This is a genomic window from Peribacillus phoenicis (assembly GCF_047238085.1).
Lineage (GTDB): Bacteria > Bacillota > Bacilli > Bacillales > DSM-1321 > Peribacillus.
This window is the reverse complement of sequence record NZ_JBDFMF010000004.1, coordinates 125,406-145,703: the sequence shown is the minus strand read 5'-3', so window position 1 is coordinate 145,703 and position 20,298 is coordinate 125,406. Positions and strand designations below refer to the sequence as shown.

Sequence of the window (20,298 nt, the reverse complement as noted above, 5' to 3'; positions counted from 1 at the left end):
GTATAATATTTTATTATAAGTTAACTCGCTTAATCTTATTCCAAGAACGGGGGACCCATTTTTGTGGATTTTATCCGCTAGGGGTGAATTCAGAAATGAAAGGGCATTTGTGTTTCCAATTCCTAACCCGACAGCTAACCTCGTCAGCGTCTTTAAGGGAACATGTGTGAATATTCACGCCAATAAGAAATCGACACATGAAGTGTCTTTTTTTTCGGCGTAAAGACAGAGTTTTTCAAAAAAAGAAAAATTACTTTCTTTTTATTAGTATCTTGTTTCCCTTACCGAGACAAAAATGTTTTTGCATCAAAGACTTTATGGAAGGTGAGGAAAGTAAATGAAGAAATTCAAATTAAGTTTAGCTAGCCAAATTTTCATTGGTTTAATTCTAGGGATTATCGTTGGTGCCATTTTTTATGGTAATGAGTCGGCCCAAAGCTTTTTACAGCCATTCGGAGACATTTTCCTACGAATGATTAAAATGATCGTAGTGCCGATCATCGTATCCAGCCTTATCGTTGCAGTTGCCGGTGTAGGTGATTTGAAAGCGGTAGGTAAACTAGGTGCTAAATCATTATCATACTTTGTTGTCGTAACTATGATAGCGATTGCTGTTGGTTTAATTTCAGCGAATATTATCCAGCCTGGTGCTGGTGTGAATATGGATAAACTGGAACAAACTGATATCTCCACATATGTTGATACAGCAGAAACTAAGCAGCATGAATCGTTCGTAGATACACTTGTACACATCGTACCATCCAATCCAGTTAAAGCAATGGTAGAAGGCGATATGCTAGCGATCATTTTCTTCTCCGTGTTGTTTGGACTTAGTATTGCGGCCATCGGTGAAAAAGGTAAACCAGTATTCCGTTTCTTCCAAGGTGTAGCTGAAGGAATGTTCTACCTGACTAACATGGTCATGAAATTCGCTCCTATCGGTGTATTTGCATTAATCGGTGTGACTATCTCCAAGTTCGGTTTGGAATCTTTAATTCCGTTAGGAAAGTTAGCGCTTTCTGTTTACGGAACAATGATTTTCTTTGTAATTGTCATCCTGGGTCTTATTGCAAAATTTGTAGGATTCAATATCTTTACATTGATTAAACTTCTAAAAGAAGAATTGATTCTTGCTTTCTCTACTGCAAGTTCTGAAGCGGTTCTTCCGAAAATCATGGAAAAAATGGAGAAAGCGGGATGTCCGAAACATATTGCTACATTTGTTATCCCGACTGGATACTCTTTTAACCTTGATGGTTCTACATTATACCAAGCGTTAGCAGCTATCTTCATCGCTCAAATGTACGGAATCGATTTAAGCGTGTATGAGCAAGTTACGCTGATGCTAGTGTTAATGATCACATCCAAAGGGATTGCTGGTGTACCAGGTGTATCTTTCGTAGTTCTTTTAGCGACATTGGGAACTGTCGGTATTCCTATTGAAGGTCTAGCATTTATTGCCGGTATCGACCGTATTCTTGATATGGGACGTACAGTAGTAAACGTTATCGGTAATTCACTTGCGGCAATCGTTATCTCTAAATGGGAAGGTCAATTCAACCCTCCTTCCAAAAAAGAATTAGAACAAGTTTCTTAATACAAAAAATCCAGAGTGACATTTCACTCTGGATTTTTTTTGAATTAAAAAGTTCTTCCTTATTTTTGGACGATCCAGAAGCGGCAATCGGAAGAGAAAGCGATGACATCATCGTTTTCATGGAATAATTCACTTCGATAAAAGCTTTCGATGACTGTAAACCGTGCTTCCTCCAGGCACTCATGGACTTCAAGTTTAGTTGGGATATGGAGGTAAGTATCTTCCTGAAGCGTCTTTCCGGATGTGAAAATATCCCCAAATTCATAAAGCCTCTCATCTTGTTTACCAACACACCAAATCATTTCCTCTTGCTCCCAAAAGTTCAGGTAATTTTCGTTTTTATCACGGTCATGTGTTGTGAAAATGAAGAGTCCTTCAGGTTTTAAAATACGGTTGATTTCTTTTAAAGCCAATGTGCGGTTTTTTCGCTGGGGAATTTGCATTAAACCATTAAAAGCGAAGATTGCTTTATCGAATGATGTGTCGTTGAAAGGGAGGTCGGTTGCATCGCCAAGGATAAAGGGTATGTCCAGGTTATATTCATGCCCAATTTTTTCGGCTTCATTAAGCATGGCAGGAGTCAGGTCGATTCCCGTTAGATTTTGGAATCCTTTTTTATATAGAGCGAAGGTGGTTCTTCCTGTACCGCATCCGATATCAAGGATTGCATCTTCCCGATTTAAATATTTTTCGAATGCATAATCCTCTGATTGCCACAAACCTAATTTTTTAGTTGCATCAGCATAAACGGAAGCGGCTCCATGAAAAGAATTAATGATAAAACCTTTTTCAATTTTATCCATGATTTAATCTTCATTCTTACTATAATATGGATATTTCTAGTTTGTCGAGTGTGTTCCTTAACATATTGGTTAATATGGAGTACATGTTTCGCATTATTCACATGGTGCTGATGATGATTAATATTGGGGGTTATATAACTTACGTGAAAACCCAAAAGTTTGGTAAAATAACATTATTGATTAAGAGCTCGGAGGGGGTCAGGTTATGAAGAATGATAGCAATGATATCTTATATATGTATATGCAGGCTTCCGAACGGTTTGTCCTTTTCAATGGACTCAATTTTCGTGAATTCGTCTATTCGCTGCCATATACCTTGGATTCCATCTTATTATTGAAACATGAATTCAATGGCGGGGAATACAATTTGAATGTCCTGCTAGAGAGTGCTTCATCTGAAGATATTGCGAAGCTAGTTAAAGAAAATGTCCGGGCATATGGAGATTTCTGTTGGATCGATTTTGAAGAAAGAGAAGGGTTGGATGAATTGGATGGAAGGGAAATAGCGGAACTATTATATTTAGGGCACGCAAAAACTCATCTGGATCCTCCGTTTTTCCGTAAATTGAATAATCAATTTGTGTACCTTGCCCAGGATGATGGCTGGTTCAATAAAATTTATTTTCGTTCTCTTTCGACATATTATAAGATGTTAGGAGGCCTGATTCCACTAAAGCTGGAGCTTTTAAAAGTAGAGAGGACTTGGCTTGGAATCAGAAAGAAAAGAGAGCTGACGGCGATTCCGGCAGAAATCATTTCTTCCTTGGCTCATATCCTGGCAGAGGGGCTCGTTTTTTCCTTTCGGCATGTTAAGTATACAAGAACGAAAATTGAGATACCGGCATGGGTCGTAGGGGATTATTTAAACATGGATGAAATGCATGATGACTTTTCAGGTAAAGATATTAAAGAGCCGGATGCCTTTATTATCTTCAATCGAAAAGAAAGGGTATGGGAAAGCGTTATTAAAAATACATCATTCTCCTGATTATCCAAACTTCCGAGGTTCGTGGAATGGATTATTTGGCACCTTTGAATTTTTTTAGGTGTAAGACTTACCATCTCATGCATAAAAGATAAGAGAGGGCGACGCACAGGATGTGCTAGCACAGGAGTTGCCACAGGATGTGGCGGTTTTAACCTGCGTTCCGCTTATGGTAATCATTGGAAAAGCGCCAATGATGGAAGTTTCGCTTTACCCCGCATTAACAGGCTGTAAGGAAAGCGGTGGCAAATGTAATGAAAAAGAAATGTGGTGGGCCAACAGCCTGTAAACGTTCGATTGCGACGCACAGGATGTGCTAGCACAGGAGTTGCCACAGGATGTGGCGGTTTTAACCTGTGTTCCGCTTATGGTAATCATTGGAGAAGCATCAATGATGGAAGTTTCGCTTTAACCATTTTAGTGTAAAGTGATACAATGAACATGGTTAAAAGAATATTGGAGGGTAATAACTCATGAAAACTAAACTTGGTTTGCTTTATGGTGGAAAATCTGCGGAGCATGAGGTTTCTATGCAGACGGCTTTAGCGGTCATTAAAGCTCTCGATTTAGCAAAGTTTGATATATATCCGATTTACATAACAAAAGAGGGTTCATGGATTAATGGACCGAAGTTAACAGGACCTGCCGAGAGTGTGGATGCATTGACATTTTCATCGGATAAATCGAGCTCGCCCCTTGCCTTGCAGGCACATTCAACTGAAGAAAATAGTAAATCAACAGGGTATGACGTAATTTTCCCATTGCTTCACGGACCAAATGGAGAAGATGGGACCGTGCAAGGGATGCTGGAACTATTGAACCTTCCTTATGTAGGGAATGGCGTATTGGCTTCATCAGCAGGAATGGATAAGGTCATCATGAAAAACATTTTTGCCCAGGCGGGACTTCCTCAAGTCAAATACACTTGGTTCATTCGTTCTGAATGGGAGAAGAATACTGAAAGTGCCATTAAAAAGGTAGCGGATGAATTGGGTTACCCTTGTTTTGTCAAACCTGCCAATTTAGGCTCCAGTGTCGGTATCAGCAAATGTAATGATGCTGATGAACTGGAAAAAGCGGTAGCGGAAGCTTTCCAATTCGATCGGAAGGTCATCATTGAAGAAGGGGTCGTAGCTCGTGAACTTGAGTTTGGAATACTTGGTAATGATGAACCGTCTTGTTCGGTGGCAGGCGAAATCATCCCTAAGAAAGATTTTGCCTTCTATGATTATTCAGCAAAATATGTTGACGGTAATTCTGCAATGGTCATTCCAGCGGAGATAACGGAAAGCGAGTATGCAGCTTTATCCGAAATGGCCATTACTGCCTTTAAGTCATTGGATTGCTCTGGATTGGTTCGCGCTGATTTCTTCTTAACGAATGAGGGGCAAATCTATATTAATGAAGTGAATACAATGCCTGGGTTTACTCCTTTCAGCATGTTTCCGTTATTGTGGAAGCACACAGGTGTCGACTATCCAGCGTTAATTGAAAAACTCGTGAAACTTGCCTTGGAACGTCATCAGGAAAAACAACAAATCAAATATACAGTTTGATCATGCAAGTAATGTATCAGTAAACTCCACAATCCATCTAGCATTGATTTGATGGATTCCAATCAGCAGGAACCGGTGCGATTTAAACTGGTTTCTGCTTCGTTTGGTTAATGGAGATCGATTAACGGTTCGATGAATGTAGGAGGAACAAAATGATAAAGAGAACGTTAAAACAAGTACATGAAATGGCAGAGGGATTGAATGATATCAGTCCATTCCAGTCCGAAGGTATTAATGGGGTTACCATCGATTCAAGAACGGTTAAGGAAGGATGTTTGTTCATTCCGCTTAAGGGTGAGCAGGTTGACGGCCATCAGTATGTCAAGCAAGCTTTAGAGCAAGGAGCTGCGGCTTCTTTTTGGCAAAGGGATGTTCCGAATCCTCCTGATGAGTTACCGATAATCATTGTCGAAAATACCGAGAAAGCACTTCAGCAATTGGCGCGTTCTTACCGTCAGCAGTTGAATATAAAAGTCATTGGGATAACAGGCAGCAACGGTAAGACGACTACGAAGGATATGACGGCTGCGCTGTTGGCCACTACCTATAAAGTTCATAAAACAAATGGGAACTTCAATAATCATTTAGGGTTGCCACTAACAGTGCTTTCTATGGCAGAGGATACTGAAGCCGCTGTGTTGGAAATGGGAATGAGCAGCCGCGGTGAAATCGAGTTCTTATCCAAAATGGCAAAGCCTGATGTTGCGATCATTACCAATATCGGTGAATCACACCTATTGGATTTAGGATCACGAGAGGAAATCGCGAATGCGAAGTTGGAAATTGTCGAAGGTTTGGCGAAAGATGGAACGCTGATATATCATGGTGATGAACCATTGCTCCGCAATCGGATCAAAAAGGATTTTCCTGATTTAAACGTAATATCTTTTGGACGTACGGAACAAAATGATTTATATCCACAGACCATTAACCAAGGGGCAGACAGTACCACGTTTACAATCGCAAGCGGTGATAAGGAAACCAATTATGAGATACCCGTTTTAGGCAATCATAATGTTCTTAATGCATTGGCAGCAATCTTGGTTGCTAAAGAATTCAATGTGGATGATTCAGCGATCCGTAAAGGTCTGTCGACCATTCAATTAACGAATATGAGGATGGAATTGGTCGAGGGCGCGAAAGGGCAGAAAATCATCAATGATGCGTATAATGCCAGCCCAACTTCAGTAAAGGCAGCAGTGGAGTTGGTTGAGGGCTTATCTGGATTCGAAAAAAAGATACTTGTATTGGGAGACATGTTGGAGTTAGGGCCACAGGAAAAAGACTTTCATTTGAAAATTGGTGAATTGATTTCCAGTGAGCGGATCGATAAGATCTTCACATATGGTCCTTTAGCCGAGTTTATTGCCAAGGGAGCGAGCAAGGCGTTTTCTTCGGAGCAGGTTCGTCCTTTTCAAGATAAGCAGAAGCTTATAGAGGAACTAAAATCGTCCACACAGGAAAATGACATCATACTTGTTAAAGCTTCTAGGGGCATGAAGCTGGAGGAAGTCGTTCAAGCTCTGCAAAAATAAAAAAACATAGAAAAGGCCGTTTCTTCTTTTGAAACGGCCCTTTTTATCGTGCTTAAAAAAGTGTCCCGGCAATAATGCAGATGTCATCGTTAATGACTGAATGCCTCATCCTTGAGACCAATAGCTCCTGAAGAAGGTCTTGTGTATCGAGATGGACATTTTCGATGAATTCCCTTTCGATATGGTCAGATCGGTCAATGGCGGAAGGTAGGGGCGTTTTAGAGAGTCCATCTGTATAGATGATGAAACGGCTTCCAGGTTCATACTGAAAGACTATTTTTTGAATGGGCAATTCGGGAATCAGTCCGTTTGGGGTGGCTCCTTCGTTCAAATTGAGAATTTGATTGGTGCATGGGGAATACAAAAAAGCTGAAGGAAGTCCGTAATTCACATATTCGATGAGCCGATCCTTTGTATTCACGTATGCGATGAAGGCAGTAATGCGAGCATGGTTTTTGTTTTCCTGATTAACTCCTTGAAATAAATCCTGCATTAGTTTATCCAGTTCCTTTGTTATGAAAATGGGGTCTTTTACACGTTTGATAAGGTCGGGGATCAATGTGCGTATGGACATGTTTATAAGTGCTGTATGAATGCCCTTTTCGAATACATCGATCATTATGAAGCCGTATATCCTGTCATCAACCTCCGTCCAGTAAAATAAATCCCCTGACAGTTCACTTGAAGGCTGGGAAAGGCCTTTGACCTCTATATCTTCATTATTGATCGACAAAGGTAAACCTGAAAGTTGAATGCCCTTTGCAATTCTCAGGCTCCTTGCTGATTTTTGGTGTATCATTTCAAGCTCTTGCCCCTTCATTTTTGCCGAAAACAGTTGCATGCTGATGTTTCGGAGTGACTTTAATTTAATCCTGACTTCCACTGAATCGGCAGGGACCGCCATGGTTTCATAAAAGGTCTTTTCTGGTAAGGCCGGAGGGGTCTCCATTCCTGAAGTGCGTTTGTAAATGAATAAGATAGGGATTTCGTGAGATTCTGCCAAGGCGTACATAGAAGTTTGCTGCCAAGAGTCTTTTGATATGTGTAAAGGTAAAACAAATAATGATTTCATTAAGTCTGTTGAATTCTTGAATAGATGGCTTTGATTAAGTGGATCCTCCAAAAAGGTGACTTTCTTGTTCATTTTCTTTAAGATTCGACCAAAATCCTTACATAAAGGAACATCTATTGTGAATATGTTCATATAACCCCCCGTTATTTTGTTGATAGGTCAATCATACTGCATTTACACTTATTTGCTATAATTTTTAAGCAAAAAGATGGAATTTTCAAAAATTAAATGCTCCTATATACCTGTAAATTCAATGAGAATTCTTGATAAGTCCTTTCTTTCCAACGGGGGTAACCGTGAAAGGGTGTTCATCATTAAAACTAATCCTTCCTGAAAAAGGTTTGTTGAAACTATTTGATTTAAACACATATGATATATAAATGGATGATCGTTTTGTGAAAAATATAAATGGATACAGTAAGTCGACAAGAGGCTGGAATGCTCTCATAACGAACCATGATTTTAACAGGACTAGATTCCTGTTTTGTGAAATCCCCCTAACTGGATTTCTGAAACCACTGGAACGTTTCTTAAATAAAAAACTGTAGGCAAACTCGCTTTCTTCGAATTTGTCTAAGTTTGAATCCACTTAGGCATAAATGGATATAGTAAAACGGTAATCATATTGATGAAATAATCAGTCCATGTGTTTTTTACCCATTATTGAATGAACAAGCTATATTCTTACTCAAAAGTGTCACGGCTGCATATTTAACAGGAAGAAATGACTAATTTCTTCATTTTTGAAACGGTCTAAAGTTTTTAGTAACTCTGAATGGGGCGATATCCTTTATTGCATTAACAGTTTGAAAATGGTAATATGAGATATGAGTTTAAATGTCTTATCATTGATGATTATTTAAAATTAATCAGGTTGAGGCAACAAAATTGTATGTTCTTACATGTTTCATGAGTTCATTCTTGAGATTATTTTAGATTAAATAGGCCTCGCGTCTGGTCATATATAAAAGCTGCATCTCTTGGCGGCTTTAGTAGCTATTGGGAATCAAAGCCGCATTTTAGCGCTTTTCCACTTCTGCAAATCCTCAACGCACCGGGCCTGTTTTGTATAAGAATCTTGGCTCTCGTCAAGTTTTGTTCATGCAGCCTTTTTAAGTCTGATGAAATAATAGGTGCAGCAGCCCTCACCTGAATAAAACGGTGAAACATCCGTTTATGCTACTTTTAATTTTCCATATTGAATTTAATTTTGGTTACATGTACTTTTAAAAAGATGAGCGTATGTAAATGATAAGTCTACACGTGCGCGAAGTTAAAAATGCCAGTGAATGTCCGTACTGGTATATTTCCTTTTTAAAAAATCATATTGAGTTCATTTGAACTAAAAGGCAGACATACTTTTAGGTGATAATGATAAACTTTTTATAAGAGATAAAGAAGAACATCCGTCATGATGATGAGGATTTGAACTAAAACATCTGTGCATGATCCATGAATGCACGTGTAAATTTACGATATAAAAAGGAGTACGAAAACATTGACATTGTTTAGCGAATTAGGATTAGATAGAACGTCCATGAAATCAATAGAAAAAATGGGATTTGAAGAAGCGAGCCCGATTCAATCCCAAACGATACCTCTAGCACTTGAAGGTAAAGATATCATCGGTCAAGCGCAAACAGGAACAGGTAAAACAGCAGCATTTGGTATTCCATTGATGGAAAACATCGATATTAATAACGAAAACGTGCAAGGGATTGTCATTGCACCTACACGTGAGCTTGCGATTCAAGTTTCCGAGGAGCTTTTCAAACTTGGTTACGGAAAACGCGCTCGTGTACTTGCAGTTTATGGTGGACAAGACATCGACCGTCAAATCCGTGCTTTAAAGAAAAAACCACATATTATCGTTGGTACGCCTGGTCGTCTTTTAGACCATATCAAACGTAAAAATATTAAATTAGGCGGAGTTCACACTGTAGTTCTTGATGAAGCCGATGAAATGCTTAACATGGGATTCATTGAGGATATCGAATTGATCCTTTCAACTGTTCCTGACGAAAGGCAAACATTGCTTTTCTCAGCTACAATGCCTGATCCAATCCGTAAAATTGCCGAAAGATTCATGCAGGAACCTGTTCTTGTTCGTGTGAAAGCAAAAGAAATGACAGTGGATCGTATCGAACAATATTACTTGGAGTTAAAAGAAAGTGAAAAATTCGATACACTTGCACGCCTTTTCGATATTCAAACACCGGATCTTGCCATCGTCTTCGGACGTACGAAACGCCGTGTCGATGAATTGGCATCTGCATTGAATATCCGCGGTTATATGGCTGAAGGCATTCATGGTGACCTTAGTCAGGCAAAACGCCTTTCTGTATTGAAAAAGTTTAAAGACGGCAGCATCGATGTACTCGTTGCTACTGATGTGGCTGCACGTGGACTTGATATTTCAGGCGTTACTCACGTATACAACTTTGATATCCCTCAAGATCCGGAAAGCTATGTTCACCGTATTGGGCGTACAGGACGTGCGGGTAAACATGGTATTGCCATTACGTTTGTAACACCAAGAGAAAGAGGCCAACTGCATGCAGTTGAACATACAACGAAAAAACGTATGGAGAAACTTAAGACTCCTACGTTAACTGAAGCGTTGGAAGGTCAACAAAAAGCAGTAACGGAAAAAATCCTTAATACAATCGAGAATGAAGATTTAACATTATACCTTGGTCAAGCGGAAGAATTATTACAAAAACATAGCGCAGCTGATTTAGTTGCAGCTATGCTTAAATCAATGACAAAAGAACCGGATCAAACGCCTATCAAGTTAACGGAAGAATCTCCATCTCCAATGCGTCGCAATCGCGGAGGAAGCAGTTCTTCTAGTAACAGACAGCGCAATGGCCGCAGTTCTTCAGGCAGAAAAGATTACGGTAGCGGATCGAGTAAACGCCCAAGCACGAACCGTAAATCGAATGGATACGGAAACCGCAGCACGAGCCAAAAAAGAGAAAAAACAAATAAGATTTAATTGAATTGGAAATGCCGCTCATTTGAGCGGCATTTTTTTATGTGCATCTCCAATGCTATGGTATCCGAATGGTAAAGGTTTTTTTGTGGGATGCTCAAAGCCTTTGTTTGAAAAGGGGTTAATTTCCAGTATTTAATTATAGTATAATGGATGAAAGCAAGGATGGATGATGATGATTCAATTAGCATTACCTGTCCGGAAGAGGAGAAGCACATGGAACCTGAAAATCGCATATCGAATAAGGCCTTGACCGTATGGAAAATCAGTGGTCTTATAAGCTGTTCAATAACCTGGATTATAAGCATCGCCGTACTCGTGCTTACAATCATTTTTGATTGGACATATTGGGTGTTTGGAGCGTTGATCATAATTTCGATAATCCAATCCTATCTGGCCATCTTTCTGATTCCGTCGGTGAAATGGAAGAGGTGGCGTTACGAAGTAAGAAATACCGAAATTGATATCCAAAGTGGTATTTTCGTCATTAAAAGAACACTCATACCCATGATAAGGGTTCAGCATGTTGAAACGAAGCAAGGGCCATTATTAAGAAAATATGATTTAGCCTCCGTTGAAATTTCCACTGCAGCGACCCTTCATGTTATCCCTGCCTTGGACCTTGCAGAGGCAGATGAATTGCGACATTATATTTCGAGAATGGCAAGTGTGGAGGAAGAAGATGTCTGATCCTAAAAGGCTTCACCCCATAGCTGTATTGCTTAACATCATTAAATCGATTAAGGAGTTAGTCATCCCTTTTTTATTAGTGGTCGTCATTCCTGGGAAGAATGAAGGAATTCCTGGATGGATACAACCGCTGGTCATTGCCATTATTATACTTTTACTGATAGGCATTGCATTCCTTCAATGGTTACGTTTTACATATCGCATAGAAGAGGGCGAATTCAGAATTGAGTCCGGGGTATTCGTAAGGAAGAAACGGTATATAAAGTTTGATCGGATCCATAGCATAGATATATCAGAGGGCATCATCCAAAGGATATTCAGCCTGGTGAAGCTGAATATTGAAACGGCAGGCGGGTCTCAGGCCGATGCCGTATTATCAGCCATAAGCAAAAGTGATGCGGAACGAATCAATGCTTTTATAAGTGAGGAAAAAAATGCGAAAAATCCTTTTGATAAGGATAGAGATGAAGTTGCGAATAAAGAATATGCAGCTAAATCGTCTTCCGTTTTTAAGCAGACATTGCCGCAGCTATTCGTCATGGCTGCCACTTCAGGAGCGGTAGGTGTCTTCCTATCTGGGGCAATCGCTTTTATTTCACAGTTCGATGAAATGATACCTTTTGAGAGGATATTTAAGGATTATGAAGAGTTTATTGAAATGGGGACCATCATTCTGACCTTGTTTGCCCTGGTGGCTTTACTGGTGGTTTATGTACTGGCCACATTAAGTATGGTAATTAAATATGCTTCCTTTACCGTGTTAAAAACGGATGAGGAAATCGTTATTTCCAGAGGACTTCTCGAGAAAAGACAGCTGACAATCCCTATCCATAAAATTCAAGGTATCCGGATCATGGAGAATTTGATTCGAAAGCCATTGGGATTGGCGACGGTTTATATTGAATATGCTGGAGGCAATATGGAAGATAAAGAAAGTCTATCCATCATGCTGTTCCCTTTAATCAGGAAGAGGCATTTACATGAAAAAATCCTGGAAATTTTACCGGTTTATGAAACAACCACTGAGATGACACCGATTCCTAAGCGTGCACTTTCCCGGTATGTGTTTCGTAAGTTTCTGTACCTCATCCCGATCATCGGTGCCTTGGTATGGTTTTTCAGACCTTGGGGTTATCTTTCTCTTTTGCTTGTACCGTTGGCGATTTTTTGGGCTTGCATGCAATATAGAGATGCAGGATGGAGCATAGATGGGAATTTGTTGCTATTGAGCAGCCGTTTTTTCTCGAAGCAAACATTGATCATGCAGAGAAGCAGAATTCAATCAATCACATATAAAAAAAGTTGGTTTCAAAATCGAAAAGAATTAGCAACGATTTCAGCATCGGTCAAATCAGGAATCACCTCCCGGGTCGGCATGGTTGCTGATGTGGAAGAAAAGGATTGCCTAATAATTAAATCATGGTATTTACCTAAAAAAGCAGTCGACTCCCAATGATTGAAGAAAAGCGTCGGCTGTTTGTCCTACCATTTTTTTCTTAAATATAATGGAGCTGTTAAAAAGCCGGTTGCCAGTCCAGCCAAATGACCGACAACATTGATCTGCGGTTGTATGAAGGTCATGATGACGGCAATCCCGGTCAGTGTATATACTGTATTTCTTTCGTTGTTCGTAAAATTGGTTTTATTGAAGAGTACAAGATATAGATAGAATCCGAGTAAACCAAAAATTGCTCCGCTAGCACCTACGTGGTTATAGGTCAGTGGGTTAATTAGAAAGGTTGCGATATTGGCAAGGATACCTGTCGATAAAAAGAAGATTGAAAACTTGACGGTTCCAAGTAATTTCTCTAGGAATGGACCGAAGATGGCAAGTGAGAAGCCGTTAAACAGTAAATGTGTAAACGTGCTATGTAGAAAGATGGGGGTGATCAAACGCCACCATTGTCCATCAGCGATGTATAAGTTCACTCCTGCGCCATAATAAAAGAGTACATTGCCGGGAAATATGGGGAAGAGGACAAGAACGAATACAATCATCATAATGAGTATGAGCACAGTAACAGCTCGATATGAATTTGCGTATTCGCGGAAGGTTTCTGTTCTTGTAAACATAAATTCCTCCTTATTATCGTTTTTAATTAAATACAATATTATCATTTTCAGGTAAAAGAGTCCTCCTAATGATATGCAGCTTATTAAATTAATAGAAGAGGTGTCAAAGTGATTAAAGGTATAGGCGTGGACATTACTGAGTTGGATAGAATGGAAAAACTGATTAATCGGCAACCCCGTTTAAAGGAGCGTATATTAACAGAAAGGGAAATCTTGATTTTCGAAAAGTTAAATGGAAGAAGGAAGGTCGAGTATTTTGCTGGGCGCTTTGCGGCAAAGGAGGCTTTTTCAAAAGCAAACGGTACAGGGATCGGTAAGCACTTATCCTTTTTGGATATTGAAATCATTTCGGATGATAAAGGAAAGCCGATGATTTCAAAGCCGTTTTCTGAAGGGGTCCATCTTTCGATTAGCCACAGCCGGGATTATGCGGTTGCTCAAATCGTAATTGAAGGGTGAATGAAGTTTTGTCCAATCGGGTCATAAACCTTTAGGTTGTCTCATATACATTTAGTGCTATAGGGAGACAAGGCCCGGTAAAAGGTACATGGCAGAGTAGGTGCTCTCGAAAAGTTTTTAGCCGGATCGAGAATGGGTCCGTGTCTAAAATGCCGAGGAATCTAAGACATCAGTCGAGCCAATGTCCGGATCCTGCCTTTTCCTCTCCCTTTTACGTTCAAATGACAAAAAGGGGTTGAAAAGATGAAGAAGATGGTAATGCTTTTTGCAGGGATCATGCTCTTGCTTGCTCTTTCTGCTTGCGGCCAAAAATCACAGAGTGACGTAGTGAGTGAATTGAATGAGAAGCTTGGCGAAATGAAAGGATATAAAGCTAACGCGAAGATGACATTGAAGATGGGGACGGAGCCTCAAGTGTATAATGTGGAGATTTGGCACAAGGACCCTTCTTTTTACCGCGTAAATCTGAAAAATGAAGAGAAGGATCAAAGCCAGATGATTTTGAAAAATGATGATGGTGTATATGTTCTGACGCCAGCTTTGAATAAAAGCTTTAAATTTCAAAGCGAGTGGCCGGAGAACAGCAGTCAGGCCTATTTGTTCGAGTCGTTGGTGAAAGACATTACGGAAGATAAAAGTGCGACATATAAAGAAACGGATAAACATTATGTCTTTGAAACGAAAACACGCTACCAAAACAATAAGATGTTGCCATATCAAGAGATTACTATAAACAAAAAGGATTTATCCCCAGTCAGTGTAAAAGTCATGGACCCTGATAAGACCGCATTGGTACTAGTTGAATTCTCGAAAGTTAAGTTCGATACGACTTTTGATAAAGATTCATTTGATATGAAGAAAAACATGACAAGTGCACAACTTGAAGCACCCGTTATGGCAGAAGTCCAAAATGAAGGATTTGCAGTGAAATACCCTGAGAATATTGGTGATATGAATTTAACGGAAGAAAAAGAAATTACGACGGAAAAGGGAGAACGTGTCGTTTTGACCTATGAGGGTACAAAAAGCTTTACATTAGTTCAGGAAAAAGCTGAGGTAGTTCAAACTTCCGTTTCGACGAATGTGAATGGAGAACCGGTTGATTTAGGTTATACTGTCGGGGCCATGACAGGAAATACGATTGCATGGACTTTTGAAGGTGTCGATTATATGCTTGCATCAAAGGATTTGACACAGGAAGAGATGATGGAAGTCGCCCGTTCGGTTGGGGAAGAACCAGTCAAATAGGATTACATAACAAGCTGATGTTTCCCGTCTCCTTACGAAGGTTTCTTCTGGGTAGGATAGGCGGGGGAGCGGCTTGTTGACATTTTTAATCCTTCCAACTGACTTAGGCTGCAGCTGGGAAATTAGAATCAATGTGAAAAAGCACTTTATCTTTCTGGCGGTTGGTTATAGAATGTTCCTATAATGAAACGAAACTTCGCTACTGGGAAGAATCTTATTGTGAGTGTAGGAAAGAAGGAAATGGTCTTGGAAACGAAAATATTTCATCGAGATACGTGGGCAGAAGTAAATTTGGATAAAATTTTTGAAAATATCTCTTCAATGAAACAAAGACTGGGAAATGGCGTTAGTCTTTTCGCTGTCGTTAAAGCGAATGCATATGGCCATGGGGACTATGAAGTGGCCATAACGGCGCTTGAAGCGGGGGCGGATTTTTTAAGTGTCGCTTTTTTGGATGAGGCTCTTGCCTTACGAAAAAAGGGAATATTGGCACCGATCCTTGTACTTGGGGCATCAAGGCCTGAAAGCGCAGCACTTGCTGCCGAGTATGGGATTTCCGTGACGGTTTTCGATTATGCATGGTTGGAAAAGGTAAAGGATTTGTTGAAACCGGGACAAGTTTTGCAAATCCATGTAAAAGTGGATAGCGGCATGGGTAGAATCGGCATTCGTGATAAAGGTCAACTCATGAAAGTGGAAAATTTGCTTGAGAGGGAAGCTTGTTTCAATTTCCAAGGGATATTCACTCATTTCGCGACGGCGGATGAAATGAAGACCGACTATTATGAAAAGCAGCTTGCTACATTTAAAGGGATGCTTTCCGTAATGACTGGAAAGCCTGAATATATTCATGCAGCCAATAGTGCGGCTTCTTTAAGATTCACCGACCCTGAATGGAATGCAATAAGAATGGGGATTTCCATGTATGGATTGAGTCCTTCCGTGGAGATGAAGCCAATATTGCCATACCCATTAAAGCAGGCTATTTCATTGAGAACGAAGCTGGTCGCGGTTAAACAGCTTGCTAAGGGTGAAAGCGTTAGTTATGGAGCGACTTATACGGCTGAAGGTGATGAATGGATTGGGACTTTGCCAATCGGTTATGCTGACGGCTGGATCCGTAAGCTGCAAGGACAGGAAGTTCTTGTGGATGGAAGAAGAGTACCCATAGTCGGGAGGATTTGCATGGATCAATGCATGATCAAGCTGCCTGGACCTTACCCTGTAGGAACAGAGGTCACGCTCATGGGGAATGATGGGGATGAATCGATTACTGTCGATGAGATAGCGGCAAAACTGGAAACGATCAACTATGAGGTAACATGCATGATAGGAGCAAGAGTACCCCGTGTATATATAAAAGACAATCAGGTGAAACATGTACGCAACTTCATTTTGGAATGACCAGATTGTAAAAAAATCCTAAGATTGTGAATAAGATTTCCTTTATTATGCTGATAATAGGATTGAGAATAGAATATACTCTTTGCAGATAGGCATTTTAATGGTAATATTGAAAAGGATATATACAATAAAGGTGTGTAGTGATGGTGGAGGTGTATGTTTGTGTCTGAATCCAGCGCAACAAGAGAGATATTAATTCGATTACCTCAAAATTTTTTAACAGAGTTAGATGGGTATGCGAGTGAGGAAAATGTAAATCGCAGTGAATTTATTTATCGTGCCACAAAAATGTATCTTCGCGAACGTAAAAAGAAAGAGTTTCGTGAATCGATGAAACGCGGTTATATTGAAATGGCGGCCATTAACCTAACGATTGCTTCTGAAGCCTTCCAGGCTGAATTCGAGGCTGGTCATTGCGTTGAACGATTAGTTAGCGGAGGCTGAGCCATTGATTGTTGTTAAGCGTGGTGACGTATACTTCGCAGACCTTTCCCCGGTAGTTGGTTCAGAGCAGGGGGGGACCCGTCCGGTACTAATTTTACAAAACGATATTGGTAATCGCTTTAGTCCGACTGTGATTGTGGCAGCCATTACAGCTCAAATTCAAAAAGCGAAATTGCCTACGCATGTTGAGATTAATGCAAAAAAGTACGGATTCGAGCGGGATTCCGTCATTTTATTAGAACAGATCCGGACAATTGATAAGCAGCGTTTAACTGATAAAATTACGCATCTTGACGAACCGATGATGCAAAAAGTCAATGAAGCTTTGCAAATTAGTTTAGGCCTTATTGAGTTTTAAAGAAAATTTTTCCCGTTGAACCGGGCGTTATTATAATACAAATCATTCTTTATGTTATTTAGATGGCACGATTCCTGCAACTGGGGAATCGTGTTTTTTTTGTCAAATAACGTTAACATATCCAAAAAGTATACAGCAGGAAATATGAAGAATTTGACGAATAAAAACAATATACAGTTAGATATTGGATGGAACGTCATTGTTTTTATAGTATCTCCCTAACTTTTCTTTAATTGATGTTTCTCTTGACTGAATTTAGGGTATGTAGTTATGTTGTAAATAAATAAAAAAAGCAAAAACATAGTGGGAAACACAAAGAAAATCCAAATGGAATTATCATTACAGTTAGTTAACATCCTTGTGACGAGGACAGGGAAACATGGCAATTGTGTTAGAATGGGAGGATATTATGAATCAATTGGTTTACGATTTTATTAAGCAAAATCAAGATTACATCCTTACTGAGTGGATGGGCATCATGAAGGAAAGTACGGACGAAAGATTAATTAAAGTCGTCTCAGATCGAATGTTCACGCAAACTAGCAGTGAATTTATAGATATGATCATCACGAATGTTGATAGTAAAAACAAGGAATTCACATTGAAGCTTTCAGATTTTGCTGAGAAAGTCGTCCAATTGGGATGGCCTCTTACCTTCGTCAATGAAGGACTTCATAAATTCACGTTAATTGTCATAAATGGAATGGTGGATAAGGGTCTGGTGACACCGGATAATCAAGTCAATCTTGTTAACCATTTGGATAAATGGGCCACACCGATAAATAATGAAATAGTCAATATATATACCCAAACTTGGGAAAGAACTGTTTCCATGCAAAAAATAGCGTTGCAAGAACTTTCGGCACCGCTCATTCCTGTATTGGAAGGCATTACGGTCATGCCCCTGGTTGGTACGATAGATACAGAACGTGCCAAACAGATAATGGAAAACCTGCTGACTGGCGTGGTTAAGCATAGATCTGAAGTTGTTCTTATTGATATAACGGGCGTGCCGGTCGTGGATACAATGGTTGCCCACCATATCATTCAAGCTGCGGAAGCGGTCCGCTTAGTGGGCGCAAAATGTATACTTTGCGGCATTCGCCCTGAAATAGCCCAAACCATCGTTAATCTAGGAATTAATTTAAATGAAGTGATTACAAAAAATACATTGAAAAAAGGGATAGAAGTTGCGTTGGAATTAACGAGCCGAAAGATCGTAAAGGTGGAGGGATAAGTATGAGGATTCCGATATTAAAGCTTTATGACTGCTTGTTAGTCTCTATACAGTGGGAATTGGATGATATGACAGCCCTTCAATTCCAAGAGGATTTACTGCATAAGATTCATGAAACAAGCGCGAATGGCGTTGTTATAGATATTACCTCAATAGATTTTATTGATTCTTTTATCGCAAAGGTATTGGGCGATGTCTTTAGCATGTCTAAGCTTATGGGGGCCAAGGTTGTAATTACGGGGATCCAGCCTGCTGTTGCAATAACATTAATTGAACTGGGAATTAGTCTCGATGATGTTCTGACAGCATTAGACTTAGAGAAAGGCCTGGAGAAATTACAACAGGAATTGGGGGAATAAAGAATGGAGTTCCAATCCTGCGTAAAAATCATAAATGAATGGGACATCGTAGCTGCAAGGCAGCTCGGAAGAAATGTCGCTAAAGAGTTGGGGTTCGGTACTGTAGACCAGGCCAGGATCACGACGGCCATTAGCGAATTGGCCCGAAACATATACCTATATGCTGGACAAGGCAGTGTTAGCATAGAAAAGCTAAATAGAAATGGGAAGTCAGGATTGAAAATCATTGCAGAGGACCAAGGGCCGGGAATTGAGGATATCCGCAGAGTCATGGAAGATGGATATACCACATCGGGGGGGCTGGGAGCAGGCCTTCCAGGAGCCAAGCGTTTAATGGATGACTTTGATATTGAATCGATACCAGGTGAAGGGACTAAGATCATCGCTACGAAATGGCTCCGTTAGGGGGGGACTATGGATATTAGGGAGAACATGGAGAAAAAGTATCATGAGGCGCTTTCCACTTATCTTAAAGACCTAAATGAGCAGGCACTCTACCAAGGGCAAAAGATTAGCCGCCTACATATTAAATACAATATATCTCCAGAAGAAATCATCAGTATGCATAAAAATAACTTAATGGAACTTTACCCGGAATTACCGGGAAAAGTATTGGATTCTTTCGATTTCCTGCTAGAAGTCATGATGGGCTACGGCATTGCATACCGTGAACATCAAAGCCTTAGACATCAGCAGCAGGAACTGAAAACGGAAATCGAGATTGCGGCAAACGTCCAACATACTCTTTTGGAAACGGAAATTCCTGATATCAAAGCTCTTGAAATTGGAGCGATCAGTGTTCCGGCGAGACAGATGAACGGAGATTACTATCACTTCGTCCAAGATGAAAATGAGCGTATAGGGGTAGGGATAGCCGATGTTATTGGAAAAGGGATTCCTGCTGCATTGTGCATGTCGATGATCAAATATGCGATGGACAGTCTTCCGGAGAATCGTCATGAACCGAATAGTGTGCTTGAGAGTTTAAACCGTGTTGTGGAGCATAATGTGGATCCAAGCATGTTCATAACCATGTTCTATGGTTTATATGATCCGCATGACAGGCAATTTTCCTATGCTTCAGCCGGACATGAACCTGGTTTTTACTATGATGCCGCAACAGGTACTTTCAGCGATTTGGATGCAAAGGGCTTGTTGCTTGGAGTCGATAAAAAAACAAGGTATCGCCAATATGAAAAAACGGTGAATCGTGGAGACATGATCATTTTATTATCCGATGGTGTAACGGAGTGCCGGACGAATGATGGGTTCATAGAAAGGGAAACACTTATTGGTCTCATTAAAAAGAATATGCATTTGCAAGCCCAGGAAATGGTGAATAATATATATAAACAATTGGAAAAAATGCAGAACTTCCAACTGAGGGATGATTTTACATTAATAATTTTAAAATCAAATGTTTAGTATCGTTTCTGCTGGGTATAGATATAGAAATGAAGAGGATTTGAAGAGGTGGGTCAAG

20 protein-coding genes and 1 riboswitch are annotated in these 20,298 nt (G+C 40.0%); of the genes, 17 read left to right on the top strand and 3 right to left on the bottom strand.

Annotation, left to right across the window (positions count from 1 at the left end; translation table 11 throughout):
• Positions 1-16 precede the first annotated feature (16 nt).
• A riboswitch (cyclic di-AMP (ydaO/yuaA leader) is annotated at positions 17-164 on the top strand.
• Positions 165-337: 173 nt separating this feature from the next.
• A complete protein-coding gene (locus ABC374_RS27870) occupies positions 338-1,597 on the top strand; it encodes a cation:dicarboxylate symporter family transporter (protein ID WP_413020588.1) in 1,260 nt (419 codons plus the stop codon).
• A gap of 59 nt (positions 1,598-1,656) precedes the next feature.
• Here ABC374_RS27870 and ABC374_RS27865 read toward each other — a convergent pair whose 3' ends face one another.
• Positions 1,657-2,400: a class I SAM-dependent methyltransferase gene (locus ABC374_RS27865; RefSeq protein WP_413020587.1), complete on the bottom strand. Its 744-nt coding sequence runs from the start codon at positions 2,398-2,400 to the stop codon at positions 1,657-1,659.
• 205 nt (positions 2,401-2,605) lie between these two features.
• Here ABC374_RS27865 and ABC374_RS27860 point away from each other — a divergent pair, with 205 nt between their 5' ends.
• From ABC374_RS27860 to ABC374_RS27845, 4 genes are all read left to right on the top strand, one after another.
• Entirely contained in the window at positions 2,606-3,388 is a 783-nt protein-coding gene (locus ABC374_RS27860; protein ID WP_350300950.1) for a hypothetical protein, read from the top strand.
• Positions 3,389-3,527: 139 nt separating this feature from the next.
• Complete coding sequence (locus ABC374_RS27855) at positions 3,528-3,674, top strand: hypothetical protein (RefSeq protein WP_413020586.1); 147 nt, start codon at positions 3,528-3,530, stop codon at positions 3,672-3,674.
• A gap of 184 nt (positions 3,675-3,858) precedes the next feature.
• Positions 3,859-4,941 (top strand): D-alanine--D-alanine ligase, encoded by a 1,083-nt coding sequence (locus ABC374_RS27850; protein ID WP_413020585.1) that lies wholly within the window; start codon positions 3,859-3,861, stop codon positions 4,939-4,941.
• A 152-nt stretch (positions 4,942-5,093) separates the two neighbouring features.
• Positions 5,094-6,476 carry a UDP-N-acetylmuramoyl-tripeptide--D-alanyl-D-alanine ligase gene (locus ABC374_RS27845; RefSeq protein WP_413020584.1) on the top strand — a complete coding sequence of 461 codons (1,383 nt, stop codon included), beginning with the start codon at positions 5,094-5,096 and terminating at the stop codon, positions 6,474-6,476.
• Between the two features lie 52 nt (positions 6,477-6,528).
• Here ABC374_RS27845 and ABC374_RS27840 read toward each other — a convergent pair whose 3' ends face one another.
• Positions 6,529-7,680 (bottom strand): PP2C family protein-serine/threonine phosphatase, encoded by a 1,152-nt coding sequence (locus ABC374_RS27840; RefSeq protein ID WP_413020583.1) that lies wholly within the window; start codon positions 7,678-7,680, stop codon positions 6,529-6,531.
• Between the two features lie 1,366 nt (positions 7,681-9,046).
• Between ABC374_RS27840 and cshA the strand changes: the two genes are divergently transcribed.
• The 3 genes from cshA to ABC374_RS27825 all read left to right on the top strand — a co-directional run bounded on the left by cshA (position 9,047) and on the right by ABC374_RS27825 (position 12,689).
• A complete protein-coding gene (gene cshA, locus ABC374_RS27835; protein ID WP_181762276.1) occupies positions 9,047-10,546 on the top strand; it encodes a degradosome RNA helicase CshA in 1,500 nt (499 codons plus the stop codon).
• Positions 10,547-10,759: 213 nt separating this feature from the next.
• The gene (locus ABC374_RS27830; protein ID WP_402843700.1) at positions 10,760-11,233 is read left to right on the top strand and encodes a PH domain-containing protein; all 474 of its coding nucleotides are present in this window, start codon (positions 10,760-10,762) and stop codon (positions 11,231-11,233) included.
• The gene (locus tag ABC374_RS27825; protein WP_413020582.1) at positions 11,226-12,689 is read left to right on the top strand and encodes a PH domain-containing protein; all 1,464 of its coding nucleotides are present in this window, start codon (positions 11,226-11,228) and stop codon (positions 12,687-12,689) included. The genes ABC374_RS27830 and ABC374_RS27825 overlap by 8 nt, the downstream gene beginning before the upstream one ends.
• A 26-nt stretch (positions 12,690-12,715) precedes the next feature.
• Here the strand turns inward: ABC374_RS27825 and ABC374_RS27820 are convergent, their stop codons facing one another.
• The gene (locus tag ABC374_RS27820; protein ID WP_413020581.1) at positions 12,716-13,306 is read right to left on the bottom strand and encodes a rhomboid family intramembrane serine protease; all 591 of its coding nucleotides are present in this window, start codon (positions 13,304-13,306) and stop codon (positions 12,716-12,718) included.
• Positions 13,307-13,414: 108 nt separating this feature from the next.
• Here ABC374_RS27820 and acpS point away from each other — a divergent pair, with 108 nt between their 5' ends.
• The 9 genes from acpS (at position 13,415) to ABC374_RS27775 (ending at position 20,240) form a co-directional block, all read left to right on the top strand.
• Entirely contained in the window at positions 13,415-13,765 is a 351-nt protein-coding gene (gene acpS / locus ABC374_RS27815) for a holo-ACP synthase (protein WP_413020580.1), read from the top strand.
• A 243-nt stretch (positions 13,766-14,008) separates the two neighbouring features.
• Complete coding sequence (locus tag ABC374_RS27810; protein ID WP_413020579.1) at positions 14,009-15,013, top strand: LolA family protein; 1,005 nt, start codon at positions 14,009-14,011, stop codon at positions 15,011-15,013.
• A gap of 240 nt (positions 15,014-15,253) precedes the next feature.
• Positions 15,254-16,417 (top strand): alanine racemase, encoded by a 1,164-nt coding sequence (gene alr / locus ABC374_RS27805; RefSeq protein ID WP_413020599.1) that lies wholly within the window; start codon positions 15,254-15,256, stop codon positions 16,415-16,417.
• A gap of 162 nt (positions 16,418-16,579) precedes the next feature.
• Positions 16,580-16,861: a CopG family ribbon-helix-helix protein gene (locus tag ABC374_RS27800; protein WP_034306380.1), complete on the top strand. Its 282-nt coding sequence runs from the start codon at positions 16,580-16,582 to the stop codon at positions 16,859-16,861.
• A 7-nt stretch (positions 16,862-16,868) separates the two neighbouring features.
• A complete protein-coding gene (locus ABC374_RS27795) occupies positions 16,869-17,219 on the top strand; it encodes a type II toxin-antitoxin system PemK/MazF family toxin (RefSeq protein ID WP_034306610.1) in 351 nt (116 codons plus the stop codon).
• 409 nt (positions 17,220-17,628) lie between these two features.
• The gene (locus ABC374_RS27790) at positions 17,629-18,456 is read left to right on the top strand and encodes an RsbT co-antagonist protein RsbRA (RefSeq protein WP_413020577.1); all 828 of its coding nucleotides are present in this window, start codon (positions 17,629-17,631) and stop codon (positions 18,454-18,456) included.
• Positions 18,457-18,458: 2 nt separating this feature from the next.
• Positions 18,459-18,815: an STAS domain-containing protein gene (locus ABC374_RS27785; protein WP_214807356.1), complete on the top strand. Its 357-nt coding sequence runs from the start codon at positions 18,459-18,461 to the stop codon at positions 18,813-18,815.
• A gap of 3 nt (positions 18,816-18,818) precedes the next feature.
• On the top strand, positions 18,819-19,220 hold the full coding sequence (locus ABC374_RS27780) for an anti-sigma regulatory factor (RefSeq protein WP_053537122.1): 402 nt from the start codon (positions 18,819-18,821) through the stop codon (positions 19,218-19,220).
• Positions 19,221-19,229: 9 nt separating this feature from the next.
• Positions 19,230-20,240, top strand: a complete 1,011-nt coding sequence (locus tag ABC374_RS27775; protein ID WP_413020575.1) for a PP2C family protein-serine/threonine phosphatase — start codon at positions 19,230-19,232, stop codon at positions 20,238-20,240.
• The last annotated feature ends 58 nt before the right edge of the window (positions 20,241-20,298 follow it).